Below are 22,934 nucleotides of genomic sequence, written 5' to 3'. Positions count from 1 at the left end.
AATCCAATGTGGGAGCGGGCTTGCTCGCGAATCCGGTGGATCAGTCAATGATATAGTGACTGATCCACCGCATTCGCGAGCAAGCCCGCTCCCACATTTGGATGGTGTCCTGCCTGGAATTACGTGTTATTTGCCGAGCTTGCGCAGCTCGTCCGACTCTATAACCCGCACCCCATCCTGCTCTTCCAGCGCCAGTCGCCACATCGCCCGCGCCAGTTCGCACACTTCAATGCCGTGGTACTTGCCCGGAATCAGCCGCGACAATGGCCCGGCCAGTTGCTCGGCCAGCCGCGGTTCCAATCGCTCACCCAACAACAGCGAAGGTCGGACGATGGTCAACTGCGGCCAATCCTGGGCTTTCAACGCCTGTTCCATCTCGCCCTTGACGCGGTTGTAGAAGATCGAGGATTTCGGGTCGGCACCGATTGCGCTGATCACGATCAGGTGCCGCGCCCCCATTTCCCGGGCGCGCTTGGCAAAGGCCACGACCATGTCCAGGTCGACGGCGCGGAACGCTTCTTCGGAGCCGGCCTGCTTGATGGTGGTGCCCAGGCAGCAGAAGGCGATGTCCACCTGGCCGCTCAGTTGCGGCAGGAATACTGCCGGGTCGCCCACCGGGTTTTCCAGGTGTGGATGCTCGGCCAGAGGCTTGCGACTGGGTGCCAGCACGCGGGTCACGGTCGGCTCGTTGAGCAGGCGGTCCAGCAGGTGCTCCCCGGTCAAGCCGGAGGCTCCGGCGAGCAAGATATGCTGAGGCGTCAGGTACATGATGTTTCCCCCTTGATACAGATTCAGCTTAGTTGCTCTTGGCTTCCTTGCTATTCATTGAGACGCTTTCGAGCGCCTTTCGTGCCTGCTGTTTGCGTAATAATTGCCAATGGGCGATTACGCCTTTGGGGGCCCAGATCTGCGGTTCGGAGGCTTCGAAGTTGTCCGCCTGTTCGCGTTCGGCCACGTGGGTCTGTGCCAGCTTGAAGGCTTGCTGCAAGTCGTCGGTCTGGTTGAAGGCCTGGGCGAAGAGGGCGTCGCCGAAGTAGGTGAAGTCGGCCTCTTCGGAGCAGCCGAACGACACACGATCGGCGCGCGAGGCGGTCATGATCAGGGTGTGTTCGTCCTTCAGGGCCGGGATGAACCCGCCGGAGTAGCAGGCCGAAATCACGATGATCTTGTCGCGGTTCTTCAGCGGTGCCAGCACGGCGGCCAGCTCATCGGCCGGCAGGTCGGCCAGCTCCATGCGCGGCTGGTCGAGCACCAGTTCGTGCTCGTGAGTGCCGTGGCTGGTCAGGTAGATAAACACCAGGTCTTGCGGGCCACTGCGTTCGGCCAGGGTTTGGACTGCGCGGCGCAGGCTTTCGCGAGTGGCCATCGGGCGGTCGGCAATATGGTCGCGATGGTTCACCAGGCGGATCTGGCCGTAGGCGCCGAAGCGCGTGGCAAGCATGTTGCTGACGTAGTCGGCTTCGCGCAGGAACACGCTTTGTTTGCCGTCGCCGGCCACCACCAGGGTGTACAGCTCCACCCCCGATTTGGACGCGGGCACGGCGGCGAGGGCGGCATCCAGCAAGTGGCCCTGGGCAAACAGGCCGATTTCCAGCGGGTCAGGCAACAATTTGCCCTCGGCGTCGCGCACGCGCATGCCGTTGACCCAGGTGCCGGCCTGCACGGTGCCGTCGGTGAGCACCAAAGTGCCACGACCTTGATAGCTGTCGCTGTCGAAGCCGCCAATATAGAAGCTGCCGTCGGTGAGGTTCAGGCGGCCTGTGCCTGTGAAGCGCCAGTCGACGAACTGGCCGACGTAGTGGCTGCCATCGACGCCGATCAGTTCGCCCTTGCCGCTGAGGGCGCCTTCCTTGAATTCGCCGATCCATACGTCGCCGTCGGCGTTTTCGTAGCGGCCCTTGCCGTTGAGCTGGTTTTGTTTGAAATGGCCGATGTACATGTCGCCGTCGGCGCTGTTGAAGGTGCCGTTGCCCTCCAGCTGGCCATCGACGAAGCGGCCGCTGAACTGGTTGCCGCTGTCGTCGTTGCGCTGGCCTTCGCCGTTGGGCTTGCCGTGGGCGAACTGGCCCTGGTACTGGCTGCCGTCGGCCAGCTCGAGGCGGCCGAGGCCGGAATACTGGTCGTCCTTGAATTCGCCGCGATAGGTCATCTGCCCCTCTTTGAGGGTGCCTTCGCCGTTGCGCTTACCTTGTTTGAAACCGCCGACGTAGCTGTTGCCCGACGTGGTCAGGCTGCCCTGGCCGTCGAACAGGCCCTGCTGGAACTGGCCTTTATAGACCTCGCCGTTGCTGCCATGCCATTCGCCCTGGCCGTGCCACTGGCCTTTATCGAACTGGCCCGCGTACCAACTGCCATTGGGGTAATCCACCCGGCCCTGGCCTTGCAGCAAGCCATTGACCACATCGCCACGGTAACGACCGCCATCGGGCAGCCGCGCATCGGGCGGCAACAGCGATTCGCCGTCGCCGCACGCGGTGAGCAACAGGACAAGAGCAAGGGGAGCGAGTGGGCGCATAGCGGGATCCGGATAATTGAGCGCCGAGTATGCCGCAGCTGCGAGATCTATACATAAATTTACATGAATTGTGGTGAGCGGACGGGCTCACCACAGCCAGGCTTCAGACGAAGCAGAGTGACAACGATTCTGCAATGTAGGCCGGTTTTTCCTGGCCATCGATTTCCAGGGTGCAGGTGGCTTTAAGCAACCATTGCCCAGGTTTTTTCTCGGTGGCGTCGGTCAGGGTCACGGCCAGGCGCACCCTGGAGTCGACCTTCACGGGCTGGATGAAGCGCACGCTGTCCAGGCCATAGTTGACCGCCATCTTCAGGCCTTCGGGCATGATCAGGATGTCTTCGATCAGCTTGGGTATCAGCGACAGCGACAGGAAACCGTGGGCGATGGTGCCGCCAAACGGGGTCTGGGCGGCTTTCACCGGGTCGACGTGGATGAACTGAAAATCGCCGGTGGCTTCCGCGAACAGGTTGATACGTTCCTGGTCGATGGTGAGCCATGCAGAACGTCCCAGTTCCTTGCCGACATATTCTTTGAGTTGCGCTACGGGTACTGAGGGCATTGCGACTCTCCTTCTTTGCTCGGTTGGCTTCATCGTTTTTGTAGTTTTGGACAGGTCCAGAGAACCAATGTAGATCATCACGGGCACTTGGCCCGGTCAACCCACCATGCTTTTGGCGAATGCCGCTCCATAGAGGCAGCGTGCTTATAATGCCGACACGCTTTTGGGGGGAAGAACGGATGCTGTTACGCGGTCTGACATGGCTGGTGCTGTTTCAATTACTCGGCACGGCGATCAATCATTTGTTTGTCCCGGTGCTGCCGGGGCCGATTATCGGGCTGCTGCTGATGCTGGCCTTCCTGGTGTGGCGCGGCGAAGTCGGTGAACCCGTGAGCCTGGCGGCCAGCAGTCTGCTGCGTTATTTGCCGCTACTGCTGGTGCCGCCTGCGGTCGGTGTGATGGTGTATGCCAAGGACATTGCCGCCGACTTCTGGGCCATCGTCGGCGCGCTGGTGCTGTCGCTGGTGATCGCCATGGGCTTTGTCGGCGTGCTGATGCAGAAACTGGTCAAGCGCCAGGCGCAGCGGGAGGACGGCCAATGACACTGGACTGGCAGGGCGCCTGGGCCGCCGTGATTCATCACCCGTTGTTCGGCATCGGCATCACCCTCGGCGCCTATCAGTTGGTGCTGGCCGGTTTCGAGAAAACCCGCTGGATTTTCCTGCAACCGGTGCTGGTGTCGATGCTGTTGGTGATCGGCGTGTTGCTCGGCTGTGGCCTGACGTACGTCGAGTACCGCAAGAGCACCGAGATCATGAGCATCCTGCTGGGCCCGGCGACGGTAGCCCTGGCGGTGCCGCTTTACCTGAATCTGCGACGAATTCGCCAATTGTTCTGGCCGATTTTTACTACGCTGGTGGTGGGAGGCGTATTGGCCACCGGCCTGTGCGTGCTGTTGGGCTGGTGGTTTGGCGCCGAACACATGATGCTGATGACCATGGCACCCAAGTCCGTGACCTCACCGATTGCGATGCTGGTGGCCGAGCAGATCGGCGGCGTGGCGGCATTGGCGGCGGTGTTCGTGCTGATCACCGGGGTGATCGGCGCGATGATCGGTCCGGCGTATCTGTCACGGTTGGGCGTGCACAGCCCCGAAGCGCGCGGTATGGCGCTGGGCATGACCGCCCACGCCGTAGGTACGTCGGTGGCCTTGCAGGAAAGCGAAGAGACCGGCGCCTTTGCGGCGCTGGCCATGAGTCTGATGGGCGTGGCCACGGCGGTGTTCCTGCCGTTGGCCGTGTCGCTGGTTATTTAAGTCGGGTTTAAGGAAACCTTTATGAGTCTGGCGCTTTTCCCGCTCAATACCGTGCTGTTTCCCGGGTGCACCCTCGACCTGCAGCTGTTCGAGGCGCGTTACCTGGACATGATCAGCCGCTGCATGAAAAAGGGCGAAAGCTTTGGCGTGGTGTGCATCCTCGACGGCAAGGAAGTGGGGCTGGCGCCTGATGGCTATGCGTTGATTGGCTGCGAGGCGCTGATCCGCGACTTCAAGCAGCAGGACAATGGCCTGCTGGGGATTCGGGTCGAGGGTGGCCGGCGTTTCCGCGTGCGTGATGCCGGTGTGCAGAAGGACCAGTTACTGGTGGCCGAGGTGCAATGGCTGCACGAGCATCCCGAGCAACCGCTGGAAGAGGAAGACGCTGACTTGCTGGCGTTGCTTCATGCCCTGGCCGAGCATCCGATGGTGGCGTCCCTGGATATGGGCACCCACGCCGATGGCCAGCAAGCCCTGGGTAATCAGTTGGCCTATCTGCTGCCCTTTACCGAGGCCGACAAGATCGACCTGTTGCAACTCGATGACCCGCAACAGCGCCTGGACGCGATCCAGTTGCTGCTGGATGAGTTGCAGGGCGAGCTGTTCACCTGATCCGCGAGTGTCACTCGGACTTGTCCTTCCCGGTCTTCAGATTTTCCGTGGTTGTCCTGATCCCGTTGCCTGAAATAGTTGGCAGTCACGTAACGATGATCAGGGGGAAAGGATGATTCGGCTTTCGCAATCGGAGCAAGTCGTGTGGGATGCGTTTTTTATGGCCGTCACCACGCAAATTCTTCATATGAACGACGGTCGCGGCGCGGAGTACATCGCCGAACGCGCCGCGGAGATGGCTGACGAAATGCTTCTGGAGCGGCGCGAGCGCAGCGTCGAACGCCGCGCTGCACCCCTGGATTGGCTGGGGCCTGCCTAGTAGGCATACCTCAGCAGCGCGTGGGAAGTGCCGGTAAACGCAATGAACCCGAGCACCGCGCCACACACCGGCAGGATCAGCCACCAGACTCTCGGCGGCATCGGTGGCAACAGGCTGCGGTGCTGGCTTAACGTCAGGCTGAAGGCGCACACCGTCATTGCCAGCAGGGTGCCGGCCAGGATGTCCGTCGGCCAGTGTGCACCCAGGTACACCCGGGAAATCGCGATGGTGGCGGCGGGAATGCAGCCAAGCACCAGCCAGGTCAGGCGCAGTCGTGTCGGTTGACCGCGACCGGCAAGCACTGCCAAGGCCAGGAAGAATGCAAACGAGCCGGACGCATGGCCGCTGGGCATGCTGAAGCTGGTGAGTGGGTCGGTCAGCACTTCGGGGCGCATCCGCGCAAAAAACAGCTTGGTCCCGGTATTGATCAGCGCCGCGCCCAGCAGGGTGGCGCCGACAAAGATTGCCTGGCGCCATTGCCGCGCCACCACCAGCAGGCCGGTCAGCACCGCGCTGGCGACAAACATCTTCTTGAACTCGCCGAGCTGGGTCACCATCACCATCGCCCGGTCGATCGCCGGGCCGCGGTGTTCCTGCACCAGTGCCATCAAGCCCTGGTCAAAGTCGTTGAGGTAGGGATAGCCGATAAACAACGCGATCAACAGTGTGCCGCCGATGCAGCCAATCCATAGGGTGGCGCGCCGATGGCCGCGCAGGCTGCTGTTGAGGCTTACGCCGATCAACACTGCGAGACAGGCGGCGACAATCCCGGCCTCCGGCCAGAAGCCTTCGGGCAATGGCAGGCGGAAGGCCGCGCCGGTGGCCCAACCCGGCAACAGATACGCCACCGACCAACCTGCGCCGGCCAGCAGGCTCACGGCGGCAAAACGTGGGAAGGGCATGTCGCACATGCCCGCAACCATCGGCAACATTGGCCGCAGCGGGCCAATGAAGCGGCCTACCAACAGGCTGGCGATGCCGTACTTCTGGAAGTAGGCCTCGGCGCCGCTCATCCATTCCGGGTGATGCCGCAGGCCGGGAAGGCGCCGGATGTTCTGGTGGAAATGGCGACCGAGGAAGTAGGAAACAACATCGCCCAGCACGCCGCCGAGGAAGCCCAGCAACAGGGTTTCTCCCAGTGACAGTGCGCCGCTGCCGGCCAGGGCGGCGATGGCAAACAGCAATACCGTGCCAGGTACGATCAGGCCGGCAATGGCCAGGCACTCCACGCACGCCACGATAAACACCGCCACGGCCAGCCATTGCGGGTTCAGGGTCAGCCAGCCGGTAATGCTATCGAGCCATGGGCCCATACAATCAACTCCCTTTTGTAGATCGTCCTTGTGGGAGCCCGGCTTGCCGGCGATGGCGTCCTTGAGTCCGCTATCGCCGGGCAAGCCGGGCTCCTACAGGTTTATGTATGTTTTCAAATCAAAAAATAGTCGCGGCCTTCGACCTGGCCCCGGCGCAGCGGGTTCCGTGTGCAATACGGCGCATAACCGGCATCGACGAAGCGGTACATCAGGTGTTCATCGCGCCCACCGGGAATGCCCAGGCGGGTGGTCTGGATGATCTGCGCTGGCGCCAGCCCTACGTCTTCCACGTAGAGCAGTTCCTGGTCAAAGCGCTTGGCGTCCCACATCGGCACCTTCAAACCCAGCGCCTTGCACAGCAAGGTCTGGCCGGCGCACAGCTTTTGCGAGGGTCGTGGCCTGCCGCTGGCGTCCGGGTTATTCAGCAGCATCTGCGCCAGGCTGGCCGGGCCGGAGACTTCGTCGACCCACGGATAGGCTGATTTGATCAGCACCGCATTGCCCGGACCGTGGGCGCTGAAGTTCAGCGAATCACCGCCGCGGGCGTAGTACATATAGATGTGCCCGCCATCCAGAAACAAAGCCTTACGCTTTTCTGTGTAGCCCAAGGACGCGTGGCTGCCTTTTTCGGCGAGGTAATACGCTTCGGTTTCGATAATTCGTGCCGACAGCCACAAATCACCAACACGATGGCGAATGACTTTTCCGAGCAATTCGCGCGCGAGCAGTTGCGCGTCACGGTCGAAAAAGCCGTCGGGCAGGGCGTTGGCGGGGATCAGCGGCGAGAAACTGGACATGGCGATCAAAGGTAATACGGCTAAATGTGACAGGATGATAACAACTCCAGCCTTAATTCCCGCTGAACGTCGGGTTTTTACAGTTCATTTCGACCATCCGCCCCTCACCGCTGTCCGTAGGACGGCGTCACAGCTATAATCTGCCGCTTTCCTCTTTGCCAAGACCCCACCAGACCATGACTGAGTCCGTTCTTGACTACATGACCCGCCTGGGTCGCGCTGCCCGTCAGGCCTCGCGGTTGATCGCCCGTGCGAGCACTGCGCAGAAGAACCGCGCCTTGCTGGCAGCCGCCGACGCTCTGGATGCTTCGCGCTCCGAGCTGAGCGCCGCCAATGAACAGGATTTGGCCAACGGTCGCGCCAATGGCCTGGAGCCTGCATTGCTGGATCGCCTGGCGCTGACGCCGGCGCGGATCGACGACATGATCGAAGGCTTGCGTCAGGTGGCCAAGCTGCCTGACCCCATCGGTGAAATCCGCGACATGCGCTACCTGCCCTCCGGCATTCAAGTCGGCAAGATGCGCGTGCCCCTGGGCGTGATCGGCATCATCTATGAGTCGCGCCCGAACGTGACCATCGACGCCGCAAGCCTGTGCCTCAAGTCGGGCAATGCCACCATCCTGCGGGGCGGTTCCGAGGCCATCAATTCCAACCGTGCCATCGCTGCGTGCATTCAGCAGGGCCTGGCCGTGGCCGAACTGCCGGCCGAAGTGGTGCAAGTGGTCGAGACCACTGACCGCGCTGCCGTTGGTGCGCTTATCACCATGCCTGAGTTCGTCGACGTGATCGTGCCACGGGGTGGCAAGAGCCTGATCGAACGCGTGAGCCGTGATGCCAAGGTGCCAGTTATCAAGCACTTGGACGGCGTCTGCCACGTGTTCATCGACATCGCCGCCGACCTCGACAAGGCGATCCGCATTGCCGACAACGCCAAGACTCACCGCTACGCCCCGTGCAACACCATGGAAACCCTGCTGGTGCACGTCGGCATTGCCGATCGCGTGCTGCCGCCGCTGGCTGCCATCTACCGCGACAAGGGCGTTGAACTGCGTGGTTGCGAGCGTACCCGGGCGATCCTCGGCAGCGACGTGATCGAGGCCACCGAGCAGGACTGGTACACCGAATACACGGCGCCGATCCTGTCGATCCGCATCGTCGACGACCTGGACCAGGCCATCGAACACATCAATCAATACGGCTCCAAGCACACCGACGCCATTGTCACCGAGCATTTCAGTGATGCCCGGCGTTTCCTCAACGAAGTGGATTCCGCTTCGGTGATGGTCAACGCCTCGACGCGCTTTGCCGATGGCTTCGAGTACGGCCTGGGGGCGGAGATCGGTATCTCCACCGACAAGCTCCACGCACGCGGCCCGGTTGGCCTGGAAGGGCTGACCAGCGAGAAGTACGTGGTGTTCGGTGACGGTCATGTGCGCACTTGATGGGTAAACGCATCGGGCTGCTCGGCGGCACCTTCGACCCCGTGCACATCGGCCATTTGCGCAGTGCACTGGAAGTCGCGGACGCCCTCGGGCTGGATGAACTGCGCCTGGCACCGAATGCCCGGCCGCCGCATCGCGATACGCCGCAGGTGTCTGCGCAGCAGCGCCTGGAGATGGTCCGCCTTGCTGTGGCCGGCATTGCACCGCTGGTGGTGGACGACCGCGAACTCAAGCGCGACAAACCGTCCTACACTGTCGACACCCTGGAACTGATGCGGGCCGAGTTGGCCGCGGATGACCAGTTATTTCTACTTTTGGGCTGGGACGCGTTTTGCGGCCTGCCCACTTGGCACCGCTGGGAAGAGTTGCTCCAGCATTGCCACATCCTGGTGCTGCAACGCCCGGATGCCGACGCAGAATCGCCGGATGCCTTGCGCAACCTGCTGGCGGCGCGGTCGGTAAGTGACCCTTTGGCCCTGACCGGGCCGAGCGGGAATATTGCATTCGTCTGGCAAACCCCGCTTGCGGTGTCTGCCACCCAGATCCGTCAACTGCTGGCCAGCGGGAAGTCGGTACGTTTCCTGGTGCCTGACGCGGTCCTGGCCTACATCGATGCGCACGGGCTTTACCGTGCGTCGAACTGAAAAGGCGCGCTTGAACGCACGAACAGTCGTGCAGCGAGCGCCCGAACATACGAGCAAAACGAGTTTTATATGACGAACAAAGACGTAAGCAAAGTTAAGCGCAAAGGCACGTTCAAGAGCGCTCCTCTGCCAGTAGAAGCCCACACCGGCCCTGAGCTGGCCGGCGAAGAGCTGGTGAAGGTTGCCGTGGCTGCCCTGGAAGACGTGAAGGCCCAGGACATCCAGGTCCTGGACGTGCGCGACAAGCAGAGCATCACCGACTTCATGATCATCGCCACCGGTACCTCCAACCGCCAGATCGGCGCGATGCTGGACAAGGTTCGCGAAGCGGTCAAAGCCCAGGGCGTCAAGCCATTGGGTGAAGAAGGCAAGGGCGACAGCGACTGGGTACTGCTGGACATGGACGACGTGATCGTTCACATGATGACCAGCAACGCCCGTCAGTTCTACGACCTGGAGCGTCTGTGGAAAGGCGCCGAGCAGAGCCGTGCCGCCGATGGCAAGCACCACAGCCCTGAAGTCGGCCACGCGCACTTCGACAAGCTCAACAAAGACCAGGAATAAGGAACGGCTGTGCGCCTGCGTCTGATCGCTGTCGGTTCACGCATGCCCAAGTGGGTGGAAGAAGGCTGGCATGAATATGCCAAGCGCCTGCCATCCGAATTGGCGCTGGAACTGGTGGAAATACCGCTCAATACCCGGGGCAAGAACGCCGACGTGGCCCGCTTTATCCGTCAGGAAGGCGAAGCCATGCTGGCCAAGGTCGGACCCAACGAGCGGATCGTGACCCTCGAAGTGCACGGCAAGCCTTGGAGCACCGAGCAGTTGGCGGTGGAACTGGATCGCTGGCGCCTGGATTCGCGCACGGTCAACTTCATGGTCGGCGGCCCCGAGGGGCTGGCGCCGGAAGTGTGCGCGCGGGCGGACCAGCGCTGGTCGCTGTCGCCCCTGACACTGCCGCACCCGCTGGTAAGAATTCTGATCGGTGAACAGCTGTATCGCGCCTGGACAGTTCTGTCCGGGCACCCTTACCACAAATAATCTGCGCCCTGCCTGATGACCCAGCCGATCCGCATCAAGGACCACGAGAAAGACGCACGTCTTGTACGCGCGCGGGTGGTGTTTGGCGCGATTTTGGTGGTGGCATTGCTGGGGGTGCTGATTGCGCGCCTGTATTTCCTGCAGGTGATCCAGTACGACTATCACTCCACATTGTCGGAAAACAACCGGGTGCACGTGCAGCCGATTCCGCCGACCCGTGGGCTGATTTTCGACCGCAATGGCGTGGTGGTAGCGGATAACCGGCCCAGCTTCAGCCTGAGCATGACCCGCGAACGCTCCGGTGACTGGCAGCAGATCCTCGATGTGATCGTCGAGGTGCTGCAACTGACGCCGGAAGACCGGGTGATTTTCGAAAAGCGCATGAAACAGGGGCGCCGGCCGTTTGAGCCGGTGCCGATCCTGTTCGAGCTGACCGAAGAGCAGATCGCCCGGATCGCGGTGAACCAGTTCCGTCTGCCGGGTGTGGAAGTGGTGGCGCAGTTGGTTCGCCACTACCCGCAAGGGGCGCACTTTGCGCATTCGGTCGGCTACATGGGCCGGATCAACGAGAAAGAGCTGAAGACCCTCGACCCGGTCAACTACAGCGGCACCCACCATATCGGCAAGACCGGCATCGAGCGTTTCTACGAGCCGGAACTGCACGGCCAGGTGGGTTACGAGGAAGTCGAGACCAACGCCCGTGGCCGCGTGCTGCGGGTGCTCAAGCGTACCGACCCGGTGCCCGGCAAGGACATCGTGCTGAGCCTGGACATCAAGTTGCAGGAAGCGGCGGAGATGGCCCTGGGCGGGCGTCGGGGTGCCGTGGTGGCACTGGATCCGAGCACTGGCGAAGTGCTGGCGATGGTCAGCCAGCCAAGTTTTGACCCGAACCTGTTTGTCACCGGGATCAGCTTCAAGGCCTACGCCGAGTTGCGTGATTCCATCGACCGGCCGCTGTTCAACCGCGTATTGCGCGGCCTGTATCCGCCGGGCTCGACCATCAAGCCGGCGGTAGCGATTGCCGGCCTGGACTCGGGCGTGGTCACGGCATCGAGCCGGGTGTTCGACCCCGGCTACTACATGCTGCCCAACTACGATCACAAATACCGTAATTGGAACCGCACCGGCGACGGTTATGTGGACCTGGATACGGCGATCATGCGTTCCAACGACACCTACTTCTATGACCTGGCCCACAAGCTGGGGATTGATCGGCTGTCGGCCTACATGGGCAAGTTCGGCCTTGGTCAGAAAGTCTCCTTGGACATGTTCGAAGAATCCCCGGGCCTGATGCCGTCCCGCGAGTGGAAGCGTGCGACCCGGCGCCAGGCGTGGTTCCCGGGCGAAACCCTGATCCTGGGGATCGGCCAGGGCTACATGCAGGCCACGCCGCTGCAGCTGGCCCAGGCCACCGCGCTGGTGGCCAACAAGGGGGTGTGGAACCGTCCGCACCTGGCCAAGACCATCGAGGGTGAACGCCCGGTGGACGAAAACCCGATTCCCGACATTGTGCTGCGCGACCCGTCCGACTGGACCAAGGTCAACCACGGCATGCAGCAAGTGATGCACGGCGCCCGGGGTACCGCTCGTAAAGCGGCAGCCGGTGCGCAATACCGGATTGCCGGCAAGAGCGGTACGGCCCAGGTGGTCGCGATCAAGCAGGGCGAGAAATACGACCGCTCCAAGGTTCAGGAACGCCACCGTGACCACGCCTTGTTCGTCGGCTTTGCTCCGGCTGACAACCCGAAGATCGTCGTGGCGGTGATGGTCGAGAACGGTGAATCCGGTTCCGGCGTAGCAGCGCCCGTGGTGCGTCAGATCATGGATGCCTGGCTGTTGACCGAAGACGGCAAGCTCAAGCCCGAATATGGCGGCACCCCATCCAGTGTGGAGGCTACGGCCCTTGAAGAGTAATTTTGACCGCATCCTCTCCAGCGAAGATGTGATGCGCCGCCGCGCCACTTTGCTGCAGCGCATGCACATTGATGGCCCGTTGCTGATCCTGCTGCTGACCCTGGCCGCCGGCAGCCTGTTCGTGTTGTATTCGGCCAGTGGCAAGAACTGGGACTTGCTGATCAAACAGGCGTCGTCGTTTGGCCTGGGCCTGTTGTCGATGGTGGTGATCGCCCAGCTGGAGCCGCGTTTCATGGCGCGCTGGGTGCCGCTGGGGTATGTCGCCGGCGTGTTGCTGCTGGTGGTGGTGGATGTCATGGGCCACAACGCTATGGGCGCGACACGCTGGATCAACATCCCGGGGGTGATTCGCTTCCAGCCGTCGGAATTCATGAAGATTTTGATGCCGGCGACCATCGCCTGGTACCTGTCAAAACGCACACTGCCGCCCCAGCTCAAGCACGTGGGCATCAGCCTGATATTGATCGGCGTGCCGTTTATCCTGATCGTGCGCCAGCCCGACCTCGGCACCTCGCTGCTGATCCTGGCGGGCGGCGCGTTCGTGCTGTTCATGGGGGGGCTGCGCTGGCGCTGGATCCTCAGCGTGCTGGCCGCGGCCGTGCCGGTGGCCGTGGCCATGTGGTTCTTCTTCATGCACGACTACCAGAAGCAGCGAATCCTCACGTTCCTCGACCCGGAGAGCGATCCGCTGGGCACCGGCTGGAACATCATCCAGTCCAAGGCGGCCATCGGTTCCGGTGGCGTATTCGGCAAGGGCTGGCTGCTGGGCACCCAGTCGCACCTGGACTTTTTGCCGGAAAGCCACACCGACTTCATTATCGCGGTGATGGGCGAGGAGTTCGGCCTGGTGGGCATCTGCGCACTGTTGCTGATTTACTTGCTGCTGATCGGGCGCGGCCTGGTGATTACTGCCCAGGCGCAAACCCTGTTTGGCAAATTGCTCGCCGGCAGCCTCACCATGACGTTTTTTGTTTACGTTTTCGTCAACATCGGTATGGTCAGTGGCCTGTTGCCGGTGGTTGGGGTGCCGTTGCCGTTCATTAGCTACGGCGGAACTTCGCTGGTGACATTGCTGTCAGCGTTTGGGGTTTTGATGTCGATCCATACCCATCGTAAGTGGATCGCACAGGTTTGAATAAGGTGAAGATGTCAATGCAAGTAATGCGCGGCTGGGCTGCCCGGCACGTGTCCTGGATGGGCCTGTTGGGCCTGCTGGGAGCCGCTGTGCAGGAAGCGCAGGCCGGCGACTACGACGGTTCGCCCCAGGTCGCCGAGTTTGTCGGTGAGATGACCCGTGACTATGGTTTCGCCGGTGAACAGCTGATGGGCGTGTTCCGCGAGGCCCAGCGCAAGCAGGCGATCCTCGACGCCATCTCCCGGCCCGCCGAGCGCGTGAAGCAGTGGAAGGAATATCGCCCGATGTTCCTGACCGACGCCCGCGTGGCGCGGGGCGTGGACTTCTGGCGCCAGCACGAAGCGGTGCTGGCCCGCGCCGAGCAGGAATACGGCGTACCGGCCCAGGTGATCGTGGCAATCATCGGCATCGAAACCTTCTACGGCCGCAACACCGGCAGCTACCGGGTGATCGACGCCTTGTCGACCCTGGGCTTTGACTACCCGCCACGCGCCGAATTCTTCCGCAAAGAGCTGCGCGAGTTCCTGTTGTTGGCCCGTGAAGAACAGGTCGACCCGTTGACCCTCAAGGGCTCCTACGCCGGGGCCATGGGCTTGCCGCAGTTCATGCCGAGCAGCTTTCGCGCCTACGCCGTGGATTTTGACGGCGACGGCCATATCAATATCTGGAGCAACCCCGATGACGCCATCGGCAGCGTCGCCAGCTACTTCAAGCGCCACGGCTGGGTAGCCGGCGAGCCGGTGGTGATTCGCGCCGATGTGACCGGTGAGCGCGCCGATGAAGGCCTGACCCAGGGTATCGAGCCGGTCAAGACGGTCGGGGAGTTGCGGGCGCTGGGCTGGTCGAGTCAGAATGCGCCACGCGATGATATGCCGGTGACGGCGTTCCGCCTCGAAGGCGAAAATGGCCCCGAATACTGGATGGGCCTGAAGAATTTCTACGCAATCACGCGTTATAACCGCAGCGTGATGTACGCCATGGCCGTGCATCAACTGTCAGACATGCTGGTCCAAGCACGGGGCGTCAAGTAATGCCGGTATCACCGATGTACAAACCCCTGAAGCTGTTGGCGTACGCCGCATTGTCGTTATTGGTGGTCAGTTGTTCCACCAGTCGTGCACCGGTGCAAAAAACCGCAGGCACGGCGATCCGCTCCCAGCCGGGGCTGGATATCAACCGCGCCCACAAAGACGGCGCGCCGTGGTGGGATGTGGATGTTTCGAAGATCCCGGATGCCACGCCGACCCTGCACACCGGCCCTTACAAGGCCAACCCCTATACCGTGCTGGGCAAAAACTACTTCCCGCTGCAAGACTCCAAGACCTACGTGCAATCAGGTACGGCGTCCTGGTACGGGACCAAGTTCCACGGCCAGAACACCGCCAACGGCGAAGTCTATGACCTGTACGGCATGAGCGCGGCGCACAAGACCCTGCCGCTGCCCAGCTATGTACGCGTGACCAACCTGGACAACAACCGCTCGGTAATCCTGCGGGTCAATGACCGTGGGCCGTTCTATTCGGACCGGATCATCGACTTGTCCTACGCCGCCGCCAAGAAACTCGGGTATGCCGAAATCGGCACCGCCCGGGTGAAGGTCGAAGGTATCGACCCGGCCCAGTACTGGGCCCAGCGTGGCAAGCCGGCGCCGTTGATGCTCAACGAACCGCAAACCCCGCAACCGCAAGTCACGGCCTCGGCCGGCAAGATCGAACAGTGGACCCCGCCGCCGGCGCAGCACGCCCCGGACACGGTGGTCATTCCGCATGCAGCACCGGGAGCCTCTACCGTGGGCGGCCAGTACCTGCAAGTCGGCGCTTTCGCCAACCCGGACGCGGCAGAGCTGCTAAGGTCCAAGCTCAGCGGGATGGTCAGCGCGCCAGTCTTTATCAGCTCTATTGTGCGTAACCAGCAGACCCTGCACCGTGTGCGCATGGGGCCGATCGGCTCGCCGAGTGAAGTTGCGCAAGTGCAGAACAGCGTGCGCCTGGCCAACCTGGGGCAACCCAGCGTGGTCACCGCCGAGTAAGCAGTACAAAGGATTGATGGCTCAGGCTCGCATGCGGGTTTGAGCCCTGGTTGTTGGCTCGTTGAACAATAAAAACCCAGGGGCAAGGGGTGGGCATGCAACCGAACACGCGACAGTCTGGCGACGGGCTGTCTGAATAGTTTTGCCCGCGAGGGCAAGTTTCCATAAGCAATTTCGAGAGACGGATGAACATCACCACCTTAGCCAAACGCACGTGCCTGCTTCTTTCGCTGATCATCACCCCGGCCGCCTGGGCGGTTGAAATGGTGCCAGCTTCCCCGCAACTGGCTGCCAAGGCCTGGGTCCTGATGGACGCCGCCAGCGGCAACGTGCTGGTGGAGAACAACGGTGACCAGCGCCTGCCCCCAGCCAGCCTGACCAAGCTGATGACCGCCTACATCGCGACCCTGGAAATCCGTCGCGGCCAGATCGGCGAAAACGATCCGGTGACCGTCAGCGAAAACGCCTGGCGCACCGGCGGTTCGCGGATGTTCATCAAGGTCGGCTCGCAAGTGACCGTCAGCGACCTGCTGCACGGCATCATCATCCAGTCGGGTAACGACGCCAGCGTAGCCCTGTCCGAGCACATCGCCGGCAGCGAAGATGCGTTCGCCGACATGATGAACAAAACCGTGGCCGACCTGGGCATGACCAACAGCCACTTCATGAACCCGACCGGCCTGCCGAACCCTGAGCACTACTCGTCGGCTCACGACATGGCGATCCTGGCTCGCGCGATCATTCGTGTCGACCCGGTGCACTACGCGATCTACTCCCAGAAAGAGTTCTTCTGGAACAACATCAAGCAGCCTAACCGCAACCTGTTGCTGTGGCGTGACAAGACTGTCGATGGCCTGAAAACCGGCCACACCGAAGAAGCCGGCTACTGCATGGTGTCGTCCGCTGTCCGTGACGGCCAGCGCCTGATTGCCGTGGTATTCGGTACCAACAGCGAGCAGGCCCGTGCGGCCGAGACGCAAAAGCTGCTGACCTATGGCTTCCGTTTCTTCGAAACCCAGACCTTCTACCAGAAAGGCACCGAGCTGGCTCAAGCCCCTGTATGGAAAGGCGCGACCCATCAAGTCAAGGCCGGCCTGGCTGAAGACCTGACCCTGACCATGCCTAAAGGCCAGCTCAAGAAGCTGGTTGCCAGCATGACCATGAACCCGCAACTGGTCGCACCGATCGCCAAGGGCGATGTGATTGGTAAAGTCGAAGTGAAGCTGGACGACAAGGTGGTGCACAGCGCCGATCTGATCGCTCTGGACGCCGTCGACGAAGGTGGTATCTTCCGACGCGTGTGGGATAGCATCCGTCTATTCTTCTACAGCTTGTTCAACTGATAGTGTGCACCTGCATGACCCCGCGCTGATCCGGCGCGGGGTTATGCCCGTCGCCACGGCTTACGCTTACGAGGCCGTTACGCCATGACCGATACCGAAGTAAAGGCGCCAAAGATCGAATTCCCAAACGTGGACTATCCCGTCAAGGTGATCAGCGATACGGGCGTGGGCAACAAGGACAAGATCATCGAGATCGTCAAGAAACACGCAACGATCAACCATGACCGTGTGGATGAGCGTCAAAGCACCAACGGCAAGTACACCACTATTCAGTTGCACATCGTGGCGACTGATCAGGACCAGCTCTACAACATCAACAGCGAACTGCGGGCTACCGGCTTCGTGCACATGGTGTTGTGATGTCACAGACCCTGGGCTTTCGCGAGCTCGGCCAAATGGCTTACGAACCGGTGTGGCACGCCATGCAGCGGTTCACCAACGAGCGCGGCACTGAAGCCCCGGATGAAATCTGGCTGGTGGAGCACCCGCCGGTTTTCACCCAGGGCCAGGCCGGCAAGGCCGAGCATTTGCTGCTGCCGGGAGAAATCCCGGTGGTGCAGGTCGACCGCGGCGGGCAGGTGACTTACCATGGCCCAGGTCAATTGGTGGCTTATCTGTTGCTGGACGTGCGCAGGCTGGGTTTTGGCGTACGTGAGCTGGTCAGTCGCATGGAGTCATGCCTGATCGAGCTGCTGGCCAGCTACGGTGTGACCGCCGCGGCCAAGCCGGATGCACCGGGGGTTTATGTTGATGGCGCGAAAATCGCCTCCCTGGGCTTGCGGATTCGCCACGGTTGTTCCTTTCATGGCCTGGCCTTGAATGTGGACATGGACCTGGCGCCGTTTCGACGGATCAATCCCTGCGGCTACGCCGGTTTGGCGATGACCCAGTTGAGCGATCACGCAACACCACTAGAATTTGCCGAGGTAAGTGCCCGGCTGCGCGCGCAGCTCGTCAAACACCTCGACTATGCTGAGCAGACGACCCTAACGGGCGGAATCGACTGATTATGACTACTGATGCAGTGCAAACCATGATCCCGACGCTGGATGTTACCGAGCGTCCGGCCCCGCGTGCCAAGGTAGAAGCCGGCGTCAAGCTGCGCGGCGCCGAGAAGGTTGCACGCATCCCGGTGAAGATCATTCCGACCACCGAACTGCCGAAAAAGCCTGACTGGATTCGCGTGCGTATCCCGGTTTCGCCGGAAGTCGACCGCATCAAGGCCCTGCTGCGCAAACACAAGCTGCACAGCGTGTGCGAAGAGGCGTCCTGCCCGAACCTGGGCGAGTGCTTCTCCGGTGGCACCGCGACCTTCATGATCATGGGTGACATCTGCACCCGTCGTTGCCCGTTCTGCGACGTTGGCCACGGCCGGCCGAAGCCACTGGACGTCAACGAGCCGGAAAGCCTGGCCATCGCCATCGCCGACCTGAAACTCAAGTATGTCGTGATTACTTCGGTAGACCGCGACGACCTGCGTGACGGCGGTGCCCAGCACTTTGCCGACTGCATCCGCGAGATCCGCAAGCTGTCGCCGAACGTGATGCTCGAGACCCTGGTGCCGGACTACCGTGGCCGTATGGACGTGGCGCTGGAAATCACCGCCGCCGAGCCGCCGGATGTGTTCAACCACAACCTGGAAACCGTACCGCGCCTGTACAAGGCTGCGCGCCCGGGTTCGGACTACCAGTGGTCGCTGACCCTGCTGCAGAAGTTCAAGCAGATGATGCCGCACATTCCGACCAAATCCGGCCTGATGCTGGGCCTGGGCGAAACCGACGAAGAAGTCATCGAAGTCATGAAGCGCATGCGCGAACACGACATCGACATGCTGACCCTCGGCCAGTACCTGCAGCCGTCCCGCAGCCACTTGCCGGTACAGCGTTTCGTGCACCCGGATGTGTTCGCCTGGTTTGCCGAAGAAGGCTACAAGATGGGCTTCAAGAACGTCGCTTCCGGCCCGCTGGTACGTTCCTCGTACCACGCCGACGAGCAGGCGAAACTGGTCAAGGCCAGCCTGGTGTCCTGATACGCGGAACGCCGGACACTGCAGGACCCATGTGGGAGCCGGCTTGAGTGGGAGCGGGCTTGTTCGCGAATGCGTTGGATCAGTTGACCTGTCCGGTGACTGACTGACCGTCTTCGCGAGCAAGCCCGCTCCCCCCCAGGCCCGCTCCCACATTTGCTACTGACTCTTCCTCTTCTGTTTGCAACCATTGCTGTTTAGAGTGCCTTGGGCAATCCACGCGAGGAGAACCATGGATGACGACTCAATTGACCACTTGTGCGGTACCTGCGCTGCGCGCCGAAGGCGTGATCGGGCTGATTGCCCCTGCCGGGCCGGCCGAGCTGGATATCGACACGGCCACGCAATGGATGCGCGCCCGGGGCTACACACTGCGGATCTTTCCGGGCGTGAGCCAGCGTGATGGCTATCTGGCCGGCAGTGATGAGGTACGCCTTGATGACCTGCACGCGGCGTTCGCCGACTCGACCATCGACGCGATTTTCTGCCTGCGCGGCGGCTATGGCACGCCACGCCTGCTGGACCGCCTGGACTTTGACCTGCTCCGGGCCAACCCCAAGCCATTCGTAGGCTACAGCGATATCACCGCCCTGCACCTGGCGATCAACCGGTACGCCGGTTTCGTCACCTTCCATGGTCCGATGTTCAACGCTGACCTGTTAGGTGAAAAGCAACAGCCTACCGAGTCGTCGCTGTTCAGCATGCTGCGTGGGCAAGTGAAAGCCGGTAGCCAGCTGGCTCACCCTGTGGCCTACCCGCTGACCACCGTCGAGCCAGGCATCGCCTGTGGGCGGCTGCTGGGCGGCAATCTATCGATGATCGCAGCAGTGATGGGCACGGCTTACGAGATTGATGCCGAGGGCATCATTCTGTTTATCGAAGATGTGAACGAGCCGTTGTACCGCATTGACCGGTTGCTCACCCATTTGCGCCTGGCGGGCAAGCTGGCCCAGGTGTCGGGCGTGGTGGTGGGGGATGTGGCTGGGGTTGATAGCCTTGCGCTTGAGCGCTTGCTGAAGCAGACCTTCGAGCCGTTGTGCATTCCTGTGCTGTCCGGCTGGCGCAGCGGGCACTGCAACCCGAACCTGACCTTGCCGTTGGGCGCCAGGGTGCGGCTGGATGCGGGGGAGAAGCGGTTGGTGTTGGAACAGGATGTGGTGTTTAAGGCCTGAACTTTGTAGCGCCGATAAAGGCCTCTTCGCGAGCAATCCCGCTCCCACATTTCGATCGCGTTCCTTCAGGAAGTGCACGGTCAAAATGTGGGAGCGGGCTTGCTCGCGAATGCGGTAGCAGCCATACGCCGATCTATCGGCTTTGCAGCGACTCCAGCAACTTCACCGTCGGATACCCATCCGCCGGCCAGCCCAGGGACTGCTGCGCGGCACGAATCGCCTTGCGGGTATTCGCACCGATGATCCCGTCCGGGTTGCCTGCGTCGTAACCATTGGCACTGAGCACCGTCTGCAAGTCAATTCGCTGCGAGCGAGTCAACGGCAGTTCATCTTTCGGCCAGCTCCCACGAATCAAGCCACCGCCCCCGAAGCGTTCCGACAACAAGCCAACTGCCAACGCGTAGGACGACGAGTTGTTGTACTTGAGGATCGCGCGGAAGTTATCCAGCACCAGGAACGCCGGGCCACGATAGCCGGCCGGCAGCAACAGGGCGGCGGAAAGCTGGTCGACGTTGGCCGGGACACTGGCGCCCGGCGGCACCTGGATTCCCAGTTTCAGCCACTCGCCAACGGTCTTGCGTACGCTGCCATCGGCCAGGGCGTAATCAAAATTCAACGGCAGTTGCTGCACCTCGAAGCCCCAGGGCTGGCCTTTCTGCCAGCCGGAGCTTTGCAGGTAGTGCGCGGTGGAGGCGAGGGCGTCGGCCGGGCTGTTCCAGATATCGCGGCGGCCGTCACCGTCGAAGTCTACGGCGTGGGTGTTATAGGTGGTCGGGATGAACTGGGTCTGGCCCATGGCCCCGGCCCAGGAGCCTTTCATCTGGTCGGCGGCGATATCGCCATGCTGGATGATTTGCAGCGCCGCCAGCAGCTGCGCCTGGGCGAAGGCCGGGCGACGGCCTTCATAGGCCAGGGTCGCCAGTGAGCGGATCACCGAGTTGTTGCCTTGGAATTGGCCGAAGTTACTCTCCATGCCCCACACCGAGACCAGCGCCTGGCGGTCGACGCCGTAACGGTCCTCAATGCGTTGCAGAATGTCGGCATACTTCACCAGCAGCGACTGGCCATTGCGCACCCGCAGCGGCGACAGCGCGCCATCGAGGTATTCCCATACCGGGCGGGAGAACTCCGGCTGGCTGCGGTCGGCGCGGATCACCGCCATGTCGGGTACGACATTGGCAAAGGCCGTGTCGAAAACCTGCGGCGTGATACCGGCCTTCAAGGCTTCCACGCGAAACCCCGCCTGCCATTCGGCAAAGGTCTGGGTCGGCTGGATATCAAGATTGTCTGCCACCAGTGGCGCAACGACGGCAGGCGCAGCTACCGGTGCAGTCTGGAGCGGGGGCAGGGGTTGGGCATCGGCAGCGGTGGGTTTTTCCGCGCAGGCGACTAACAGAATGAGGCTGGAGGCAGCGATCAGTTGGCGAAGGTGCCAACGACGGGAAAGACTAGAGGGCATGCACAGGTCCAGGGAATACGAATCAGGTACAGACCTTATCATGCCGGAGGGGCGCTTGCCTTCAGGCAGCCAGAAAGTAAGAAGCCTCCCAGCTATTAGACTGGAAGGCTTCGCGGCGGTAGCTGCCTTTGCCTTTGCCGGCTCGTTCCTGGCGACTGCGGAACAACGGCTGGGCGATGATGGATTTGGCCTTGTTGGGGCCATGCTTGGATGGCTTTTTGCTCATGATGGGTACTCTCTGGCAGGTTGATGATGCGGTGCAAATCATCTGCCGAAGTTTGGATTCTGTCCAGCCCAGCGATACGTAGGACTATTCAGCAGGCAGCGCCAAGCGCTGTCCTGACATCAAAAGTGACAAACGACTCAGGCTCATCCACGGCGATCCAGCCGCCTGCCCCTTGATCTGCGCGTCAATGCGCTGGGCTTCCAGCAGCAATTGCGCCCAGCGTTGCGCCGAGTGCCGTTGCAGGGCTTTGCTGATCAGTGGTTTGCGCTTGTCCCATACCGGTGGCCGCGCCTGGCTGAAGGCCTTGTCCAGTGGGATGCCCTGGCTGTACTGCAGGGCAATATTGGCCAGCAGCCGTAATTCTCGCGCCAGGGCCCAGAGAATCACCGGCGGCTCGACGCCTTCGCCGCGCAGCCCTTCGAGCATGCGCAGGGCGTGGGCGGGTTCGCCGTTGAGGATCGCATCCACCAGGCCAAATACGTCAAAGCGCGCGCTGTCCGCCACGGCGCCTTGTACGGTTTCGACGGTGATCTGGCCACCCTCGGCCATCAGCTTGAGCTTTTCGATTTCCTGGGCGGCGGCCAACAGGTTGCCTTCCACCCGCGCCGCGATCAGCTCCACCGCATCCTGGCTGGCACTCAGCCCGGATTGCGACAGGCGCTGACGAATCCACTGCGGCAGTTGGCTGCTGTCCACCGGCCAGATCTGTATGAACTGAGTCTGGCCACCTTCCACCAGCGCCTTGCCCCACTTGGTTTTCTGCGCACTGCCATCAAGCTTGGGCAGGCTGATCAGCAGCAGCGTGTCTTCGGCAGGGCGTGCGCAGTATTCCATCAAAGCCGCCGCGCCTTTGTCGCCGGGCTTGCCCGAAGGCAGGCGCAGTTCCAGCAGGCGTTTTTCGGCGAACAGCGACATGCTCGCCCCGGCTTGCAGCAGCGTACCCCAGTCGAAACTGGCGTCGGCGCTGAATACCTGGCGTTCATCGAAGCCCTGTTGGCGGGCTGCGGTGCGAATTGCGTCCGCAGCCTCCTGGCACAGCAGCGGGTCATCACCGCTGACGATGTAGACGGGCGCAAGGCTGCCTTGCAGGTGCTTGGCGAGTTGGGCGGGGGCGAGTTTCATAGGCAGGGTGA

At 61.9% G+C, this 22,934-nt stretch carries 25 protein-coding genes; 17 read left to right on the top strand and 8 right to left on the bottom strand.

Features of this window, described 5'->3' with window-relative positions:
- Positions 1-126 precede the first annotated feature (126 nt).
- From HX817_RS19125 to HX817_RS19115, 3 genes are all read right to left on the bottom strand, one after another.
- Positions 127-768, bottom strand: a complete 642-nt coding sequence (locus tag HX817_RS19125) for an oxidoreductase (RefSeq protein WP_003215421.1) — start codon at positions 766-768, stop codon at positions 127-129.
- 28 nt (positions 769-796) lie between these two features.
- Positions 797-2,515 carry a C13 family peptidase gene (locus tag HX817_RS19120; RefSeq protein ID WP_008436527.1) on the bottom strand — a complete coding sequence of 573 codons (1,719 nt, stop codon included), beginning with the start codon at positions 2,513-2,515 and terminating at the stop codon, positions 797-799.
- A 103-nt stretch (positions 2,516-2,618) separates the two neighbouring features.
- Complete coding sequence (locus tag HX817_RS19115) at positions 2,619-3,074, bottom strand: MaoC family dehydratase (protein WP_003215423.1); 456 nt, start codon at positions 3,072-3,074, stop codon at positions 2,619-2,621.
- A 179-nt stretch (positions 3,075-3,253) separates the two neighbouring features.
- On the opposite strand from HX817_RS19115, the gene HX817_RS19110 reads away from it, so the two are divergent.
- The 4 genes from HX817_RS19110 to HX817_RS19095 all read left to right on the top strand — a co-directional run bounded on the left by HX817_RS19110 (position 3,254) and on the right by HX817_RS19095 (position 5,260).
- Entirely contained in the window at positions 3,254-3,616 is a 363-nt protein-coding gene (locus HX817_RS19110; RefSeq protein ID WP_177040877.1) for a CidA/LrgA family protein, read from the top strand.
- Positions 3,613-4,329, top strand: a complete 717-nt coding sequence (locus tag HX817_RS19105; RefSeq protein WP_003215425.1) for an LrgB family protein — start codon at positions 3,613-3,615, stop codon at positions 4,327-4,329. Before HX817_RS19110 ends, HX817_RS19105 begins: the two co-directional genes overlap by 4 nt.
- A gap of 21 nt (positions 4,330-4,350) precedes the next feature.
- On the top strand, positions 4,351-4,941 hold the full coding sequence (locus tag HX817_RS19100) for an LON peptidase substrate-binding domain-containing protein (RefSeq protein ID WP_003215426.1): 591 nt from the start codon (positions 4,351-4,353) through the stop codon (positions 4,939-4,941).
- 112 nt (positions 4,942-5,053) lie between these two features.
- A complete protein-coding gene (locus HX817_RS19095) occupies positions 5,054-5,260 on the top strand; it encodes a hypothetical protein (protein ID WP_003215427.1) in 207 nt (68 codons plus the stop codon).
- Here the strand turns inward: HX817_RS19095 and HX817_RS19090 are convergent.
- Both HX817_RS19090 and HX817_RS19085 read right to left on the bottom strand, forming a co-directional pair.
- Positions 5,257-6,573 (bottom strand): bifunctional DedA family/phosphatase PAP2 family protein, encoded by a 1,317-nt coding sequence (locus tag HX817_RS19090; RefSeq protein WP_003215428.1) that lies wholly within the window; start codon positions 6,571-6,573, stop codon positions 5,257-5,259. The two genes, HX817_RS19095 and HX817_RS19090, sit on opposite strands and share 4 nt — an antisense overlap.
- Before the next feature lie 113 nt (positions 6,574-6,686).
- A complete protein-coding gene (locus HX817_RS19085) occupies positions 6,687-7,370 on the bottom strand; it encodes a DNA-3-methyladenine glycosylase (RefSeq protein WP_102369965.1) in 684 nt (227 codons plus the stop codon).
- 176 nt (positions 7,371-7,546) lie between these two features.
- Between HX817_RS19085 and HX817_RS19080 the strand changes: the two genes are divergently transcribed.
- From HX817_RS19080 to HX817_RS19020, 13 genes are all read left to right on the top strand, one after another.
- Complete coding sequence (locus HX817_RS19080; RefSeq protein WP_003215430.1) at positions 7,547-8,812, top strand: glutamate-5-semialdehyde dehydrogenase; 1,266 nt, start codon at positions 7,547-7,549, stop codon at positions 8,810-8,812.
- The gene (gene nadD / locus HX817_RS19075) at positions 8,812-9,456 is read left to right on the top strand and encodes a nicotinate-nucleotide adenylyltransferase (RefSeq protein WP_003215431.1); all 645 of its coding nucleotides are present in this window, start codon (positions 8,812-8,814) and stop codon (positions 9,454-9,456) included. Before HX817_RS19080 ends, nadD begins: the two co-directional genes overlap by 1 nt.
- A 69-nt stretch (positions 9,457-9,525) precedes the next feature.
- Positions 9,526-10,020, top strand: a complete 495-nt coding sequence (rsfS, locus tag HX817_RS19070; RefSeq protein WP_003215432.1) for a ribosome silencing factor — start codon at positions 9,526-9,528, stop codon at positions 10,018-10,020.
- Between the two features lie 9 nt (positions 10,021-10,029).
- Complete coding sequence (gene rlmH / locus HX817_RS19065; RefSeq protein ID WP_003185785.1) at positions 10,030-10,497, top strand: 23S rRNA (pseudouridine(1915)-N(3))-methyltransferase RlmH; 468 nt, start codon at positions 10,030-10,032, stop codon at positions 10,495-10,497.
- A 15-nt stretch (positions 10,498-10,512) separates the two neighbouring features.
- On the top strand, positions 10,513-12,411 hold the full coding sequence (gene mrdA / locus HX817_RS19060) for a penicillin-binding protein 2 (protein ID WP_003215433.1): 1,899 nt from the start codon (positions 10,513-10,515) through the stop codon (positions 12,409-12,411).
- 31 nt (positions 12,412-12,442) lie between these two features.
- Positions 12,443-13,546, top strand: coding sequence for a rod shape-determining protein RodA (rodA, locus tag HX817_RS19055; protein WP_050442794.1), 1,104 nt, complete (start codon positions 12,443-12,445; stop codon positions 13,544-13,546).
- Positions 13,547-13,563: 17 nt separating this feature from the next.
- A complete protein-coding gene (gene mltB, locus HX817_RS19050) occupies positions 13,564-14,577 on the top strand; it encodes a lytic murein transglycosylase B (protein WP_003215435.1) in 1,014 nt (337 codons plus the stop codon).
- The gene (locus HX817_RS19045) at positions 14,577-15,575 is read left to right on the top strand and encodes a septal ring lytic transglycosylase RlpA family protein (protein ID WP_003215436.1); all 999 of its coding nucleotides are present in this window, start codon (positions 14,577-14,579) and stop codon (positions 15,573-15,575) included. The genes mltB and HX817_RS19045 overlap by 1 nt, the downstream gene beginning before the upstream one ends.
- A gap of 185 nt (positions 15,576-15,760) precedes the next feature.
- Positions 15,761-16,918, top strand: a complete 1,158-nt coding sequence (locus HX817_RS19040) for a D-alanyl-D-alanine carboxypeptidase family protein (protein WP_003215437.1) — start codon at positions 15,761-15,763, stop codon at positions 16,916-16,918.
- Positions 16,919-17,002: 84 nt separating this feature from the next.
- Complete coding sequence (locus HX817_RS19035; RefSeq protein WP_003215438.1) at positions 17,003-17,278, top strand: DUF493 domain-containing protein; 276 nt, start codon at positions 17,003-17,005, stop codon at positions 17,276-17,278.
- A complete protein-coding gene (gene lipB, locus HX817_RS19030) occupies positions 17,278-17,925 on the top strand; it encodes a lipoyl(octanoyl) transferase LipB (RefSeq protein ID WP_003215439.1) in 648 nt (215 codons plus the stop codon). The genes HX817_RS19035 and lipB overlap by 1 nt, the downstream gene beginning before the upstream one ends.
- Positions 17,926-17,927: 2 nt before the next feature.
- Complete coding sequence (gene lipA / locus HX817_RS19025; RefSeq protein ID WP_003215441.1) at positions 17,928-18,947, top strand: lipoyl synthase; 1,020 nt, start codon at positions 17,928-17,930, stop codon at positions 18,945-18,947.
- Between the two features lie 233 nt (positions 18,948-19,180).
- Positions 19,181-20,116 carry an LD-carboxypeptidase gene (locus HX817_RS19020; RefSeq protein WP_177040876.1) on the top strand — a complete coding sequence of 312 codons (936 nt, stop codon included), beginning with the start codon at positions 19,181-19,183 and terminating at the stop codon, positions 20,114-20,116.
- Between the two features lie 133 nt (positions 20,117-20,249).
- Here HX817_RS19020 and HX817_RS19015 read toward each other — a convergent pair whose 3' ends face one another.
- The 3 genes from HX817_RS19015 to holA all read right to left on the bottom strand — a co-directional run bounded on the left by HX817_RS19015 (position 20,250) and on the right by holA (position 22,923).
- On the bottom strand, positions 20,250-21,575 hold the full coding sequence (locus HX817_RS19015; protein WP_003215443.1) for a lytic murein transglycosylase: 1,326 nt from the start codon (positions 21,573-21,575) through the stop codon (positions 20,250-20,252).
- A 61-nt stretch (positions 21,576-21,636) separates the two neighbouring features.
- The gene (gene arfA, locus HX817_RS19010; RefSeq protein WP_003176285.1) at positions 21,637-21,801 is read right to left on the bottom strand and encodes an alternative ribosome rescue factor ArfA; all 165 of its coding nucleotides are present in this window, start codon (positions 21,799-21,801) and stop codon (positions 21,637-21,639) included.
- 84 nt (positions 21,802-21,885) lie between these two features.
- Positions 21,886-22,923: a DNA polymerase III subunit delta gene (holA, locus tag HX817_RS19005; protein ID WP_008436560.1), complete on the bottom strand. Its 1,038-nt coding sequence runs from the start codon at positions 22,921-22,923 to the stop codon at positions 21,886-21,888.
- Positions 22,924-22,934: the final 11 nt, after the last annotated feature.

Source organism: Pseudomonas sp. C6002 (assembly GCF_013385805.1).
GTDB lineage: Bacteria > Pseudomonadota > Gammaproteobacteria > Pseudomonadales > Pseudomonadaceae > Aquipseudomonas.
This window is presented reverse-complemented; position numbering and strand designations above follow the sequence as displayed.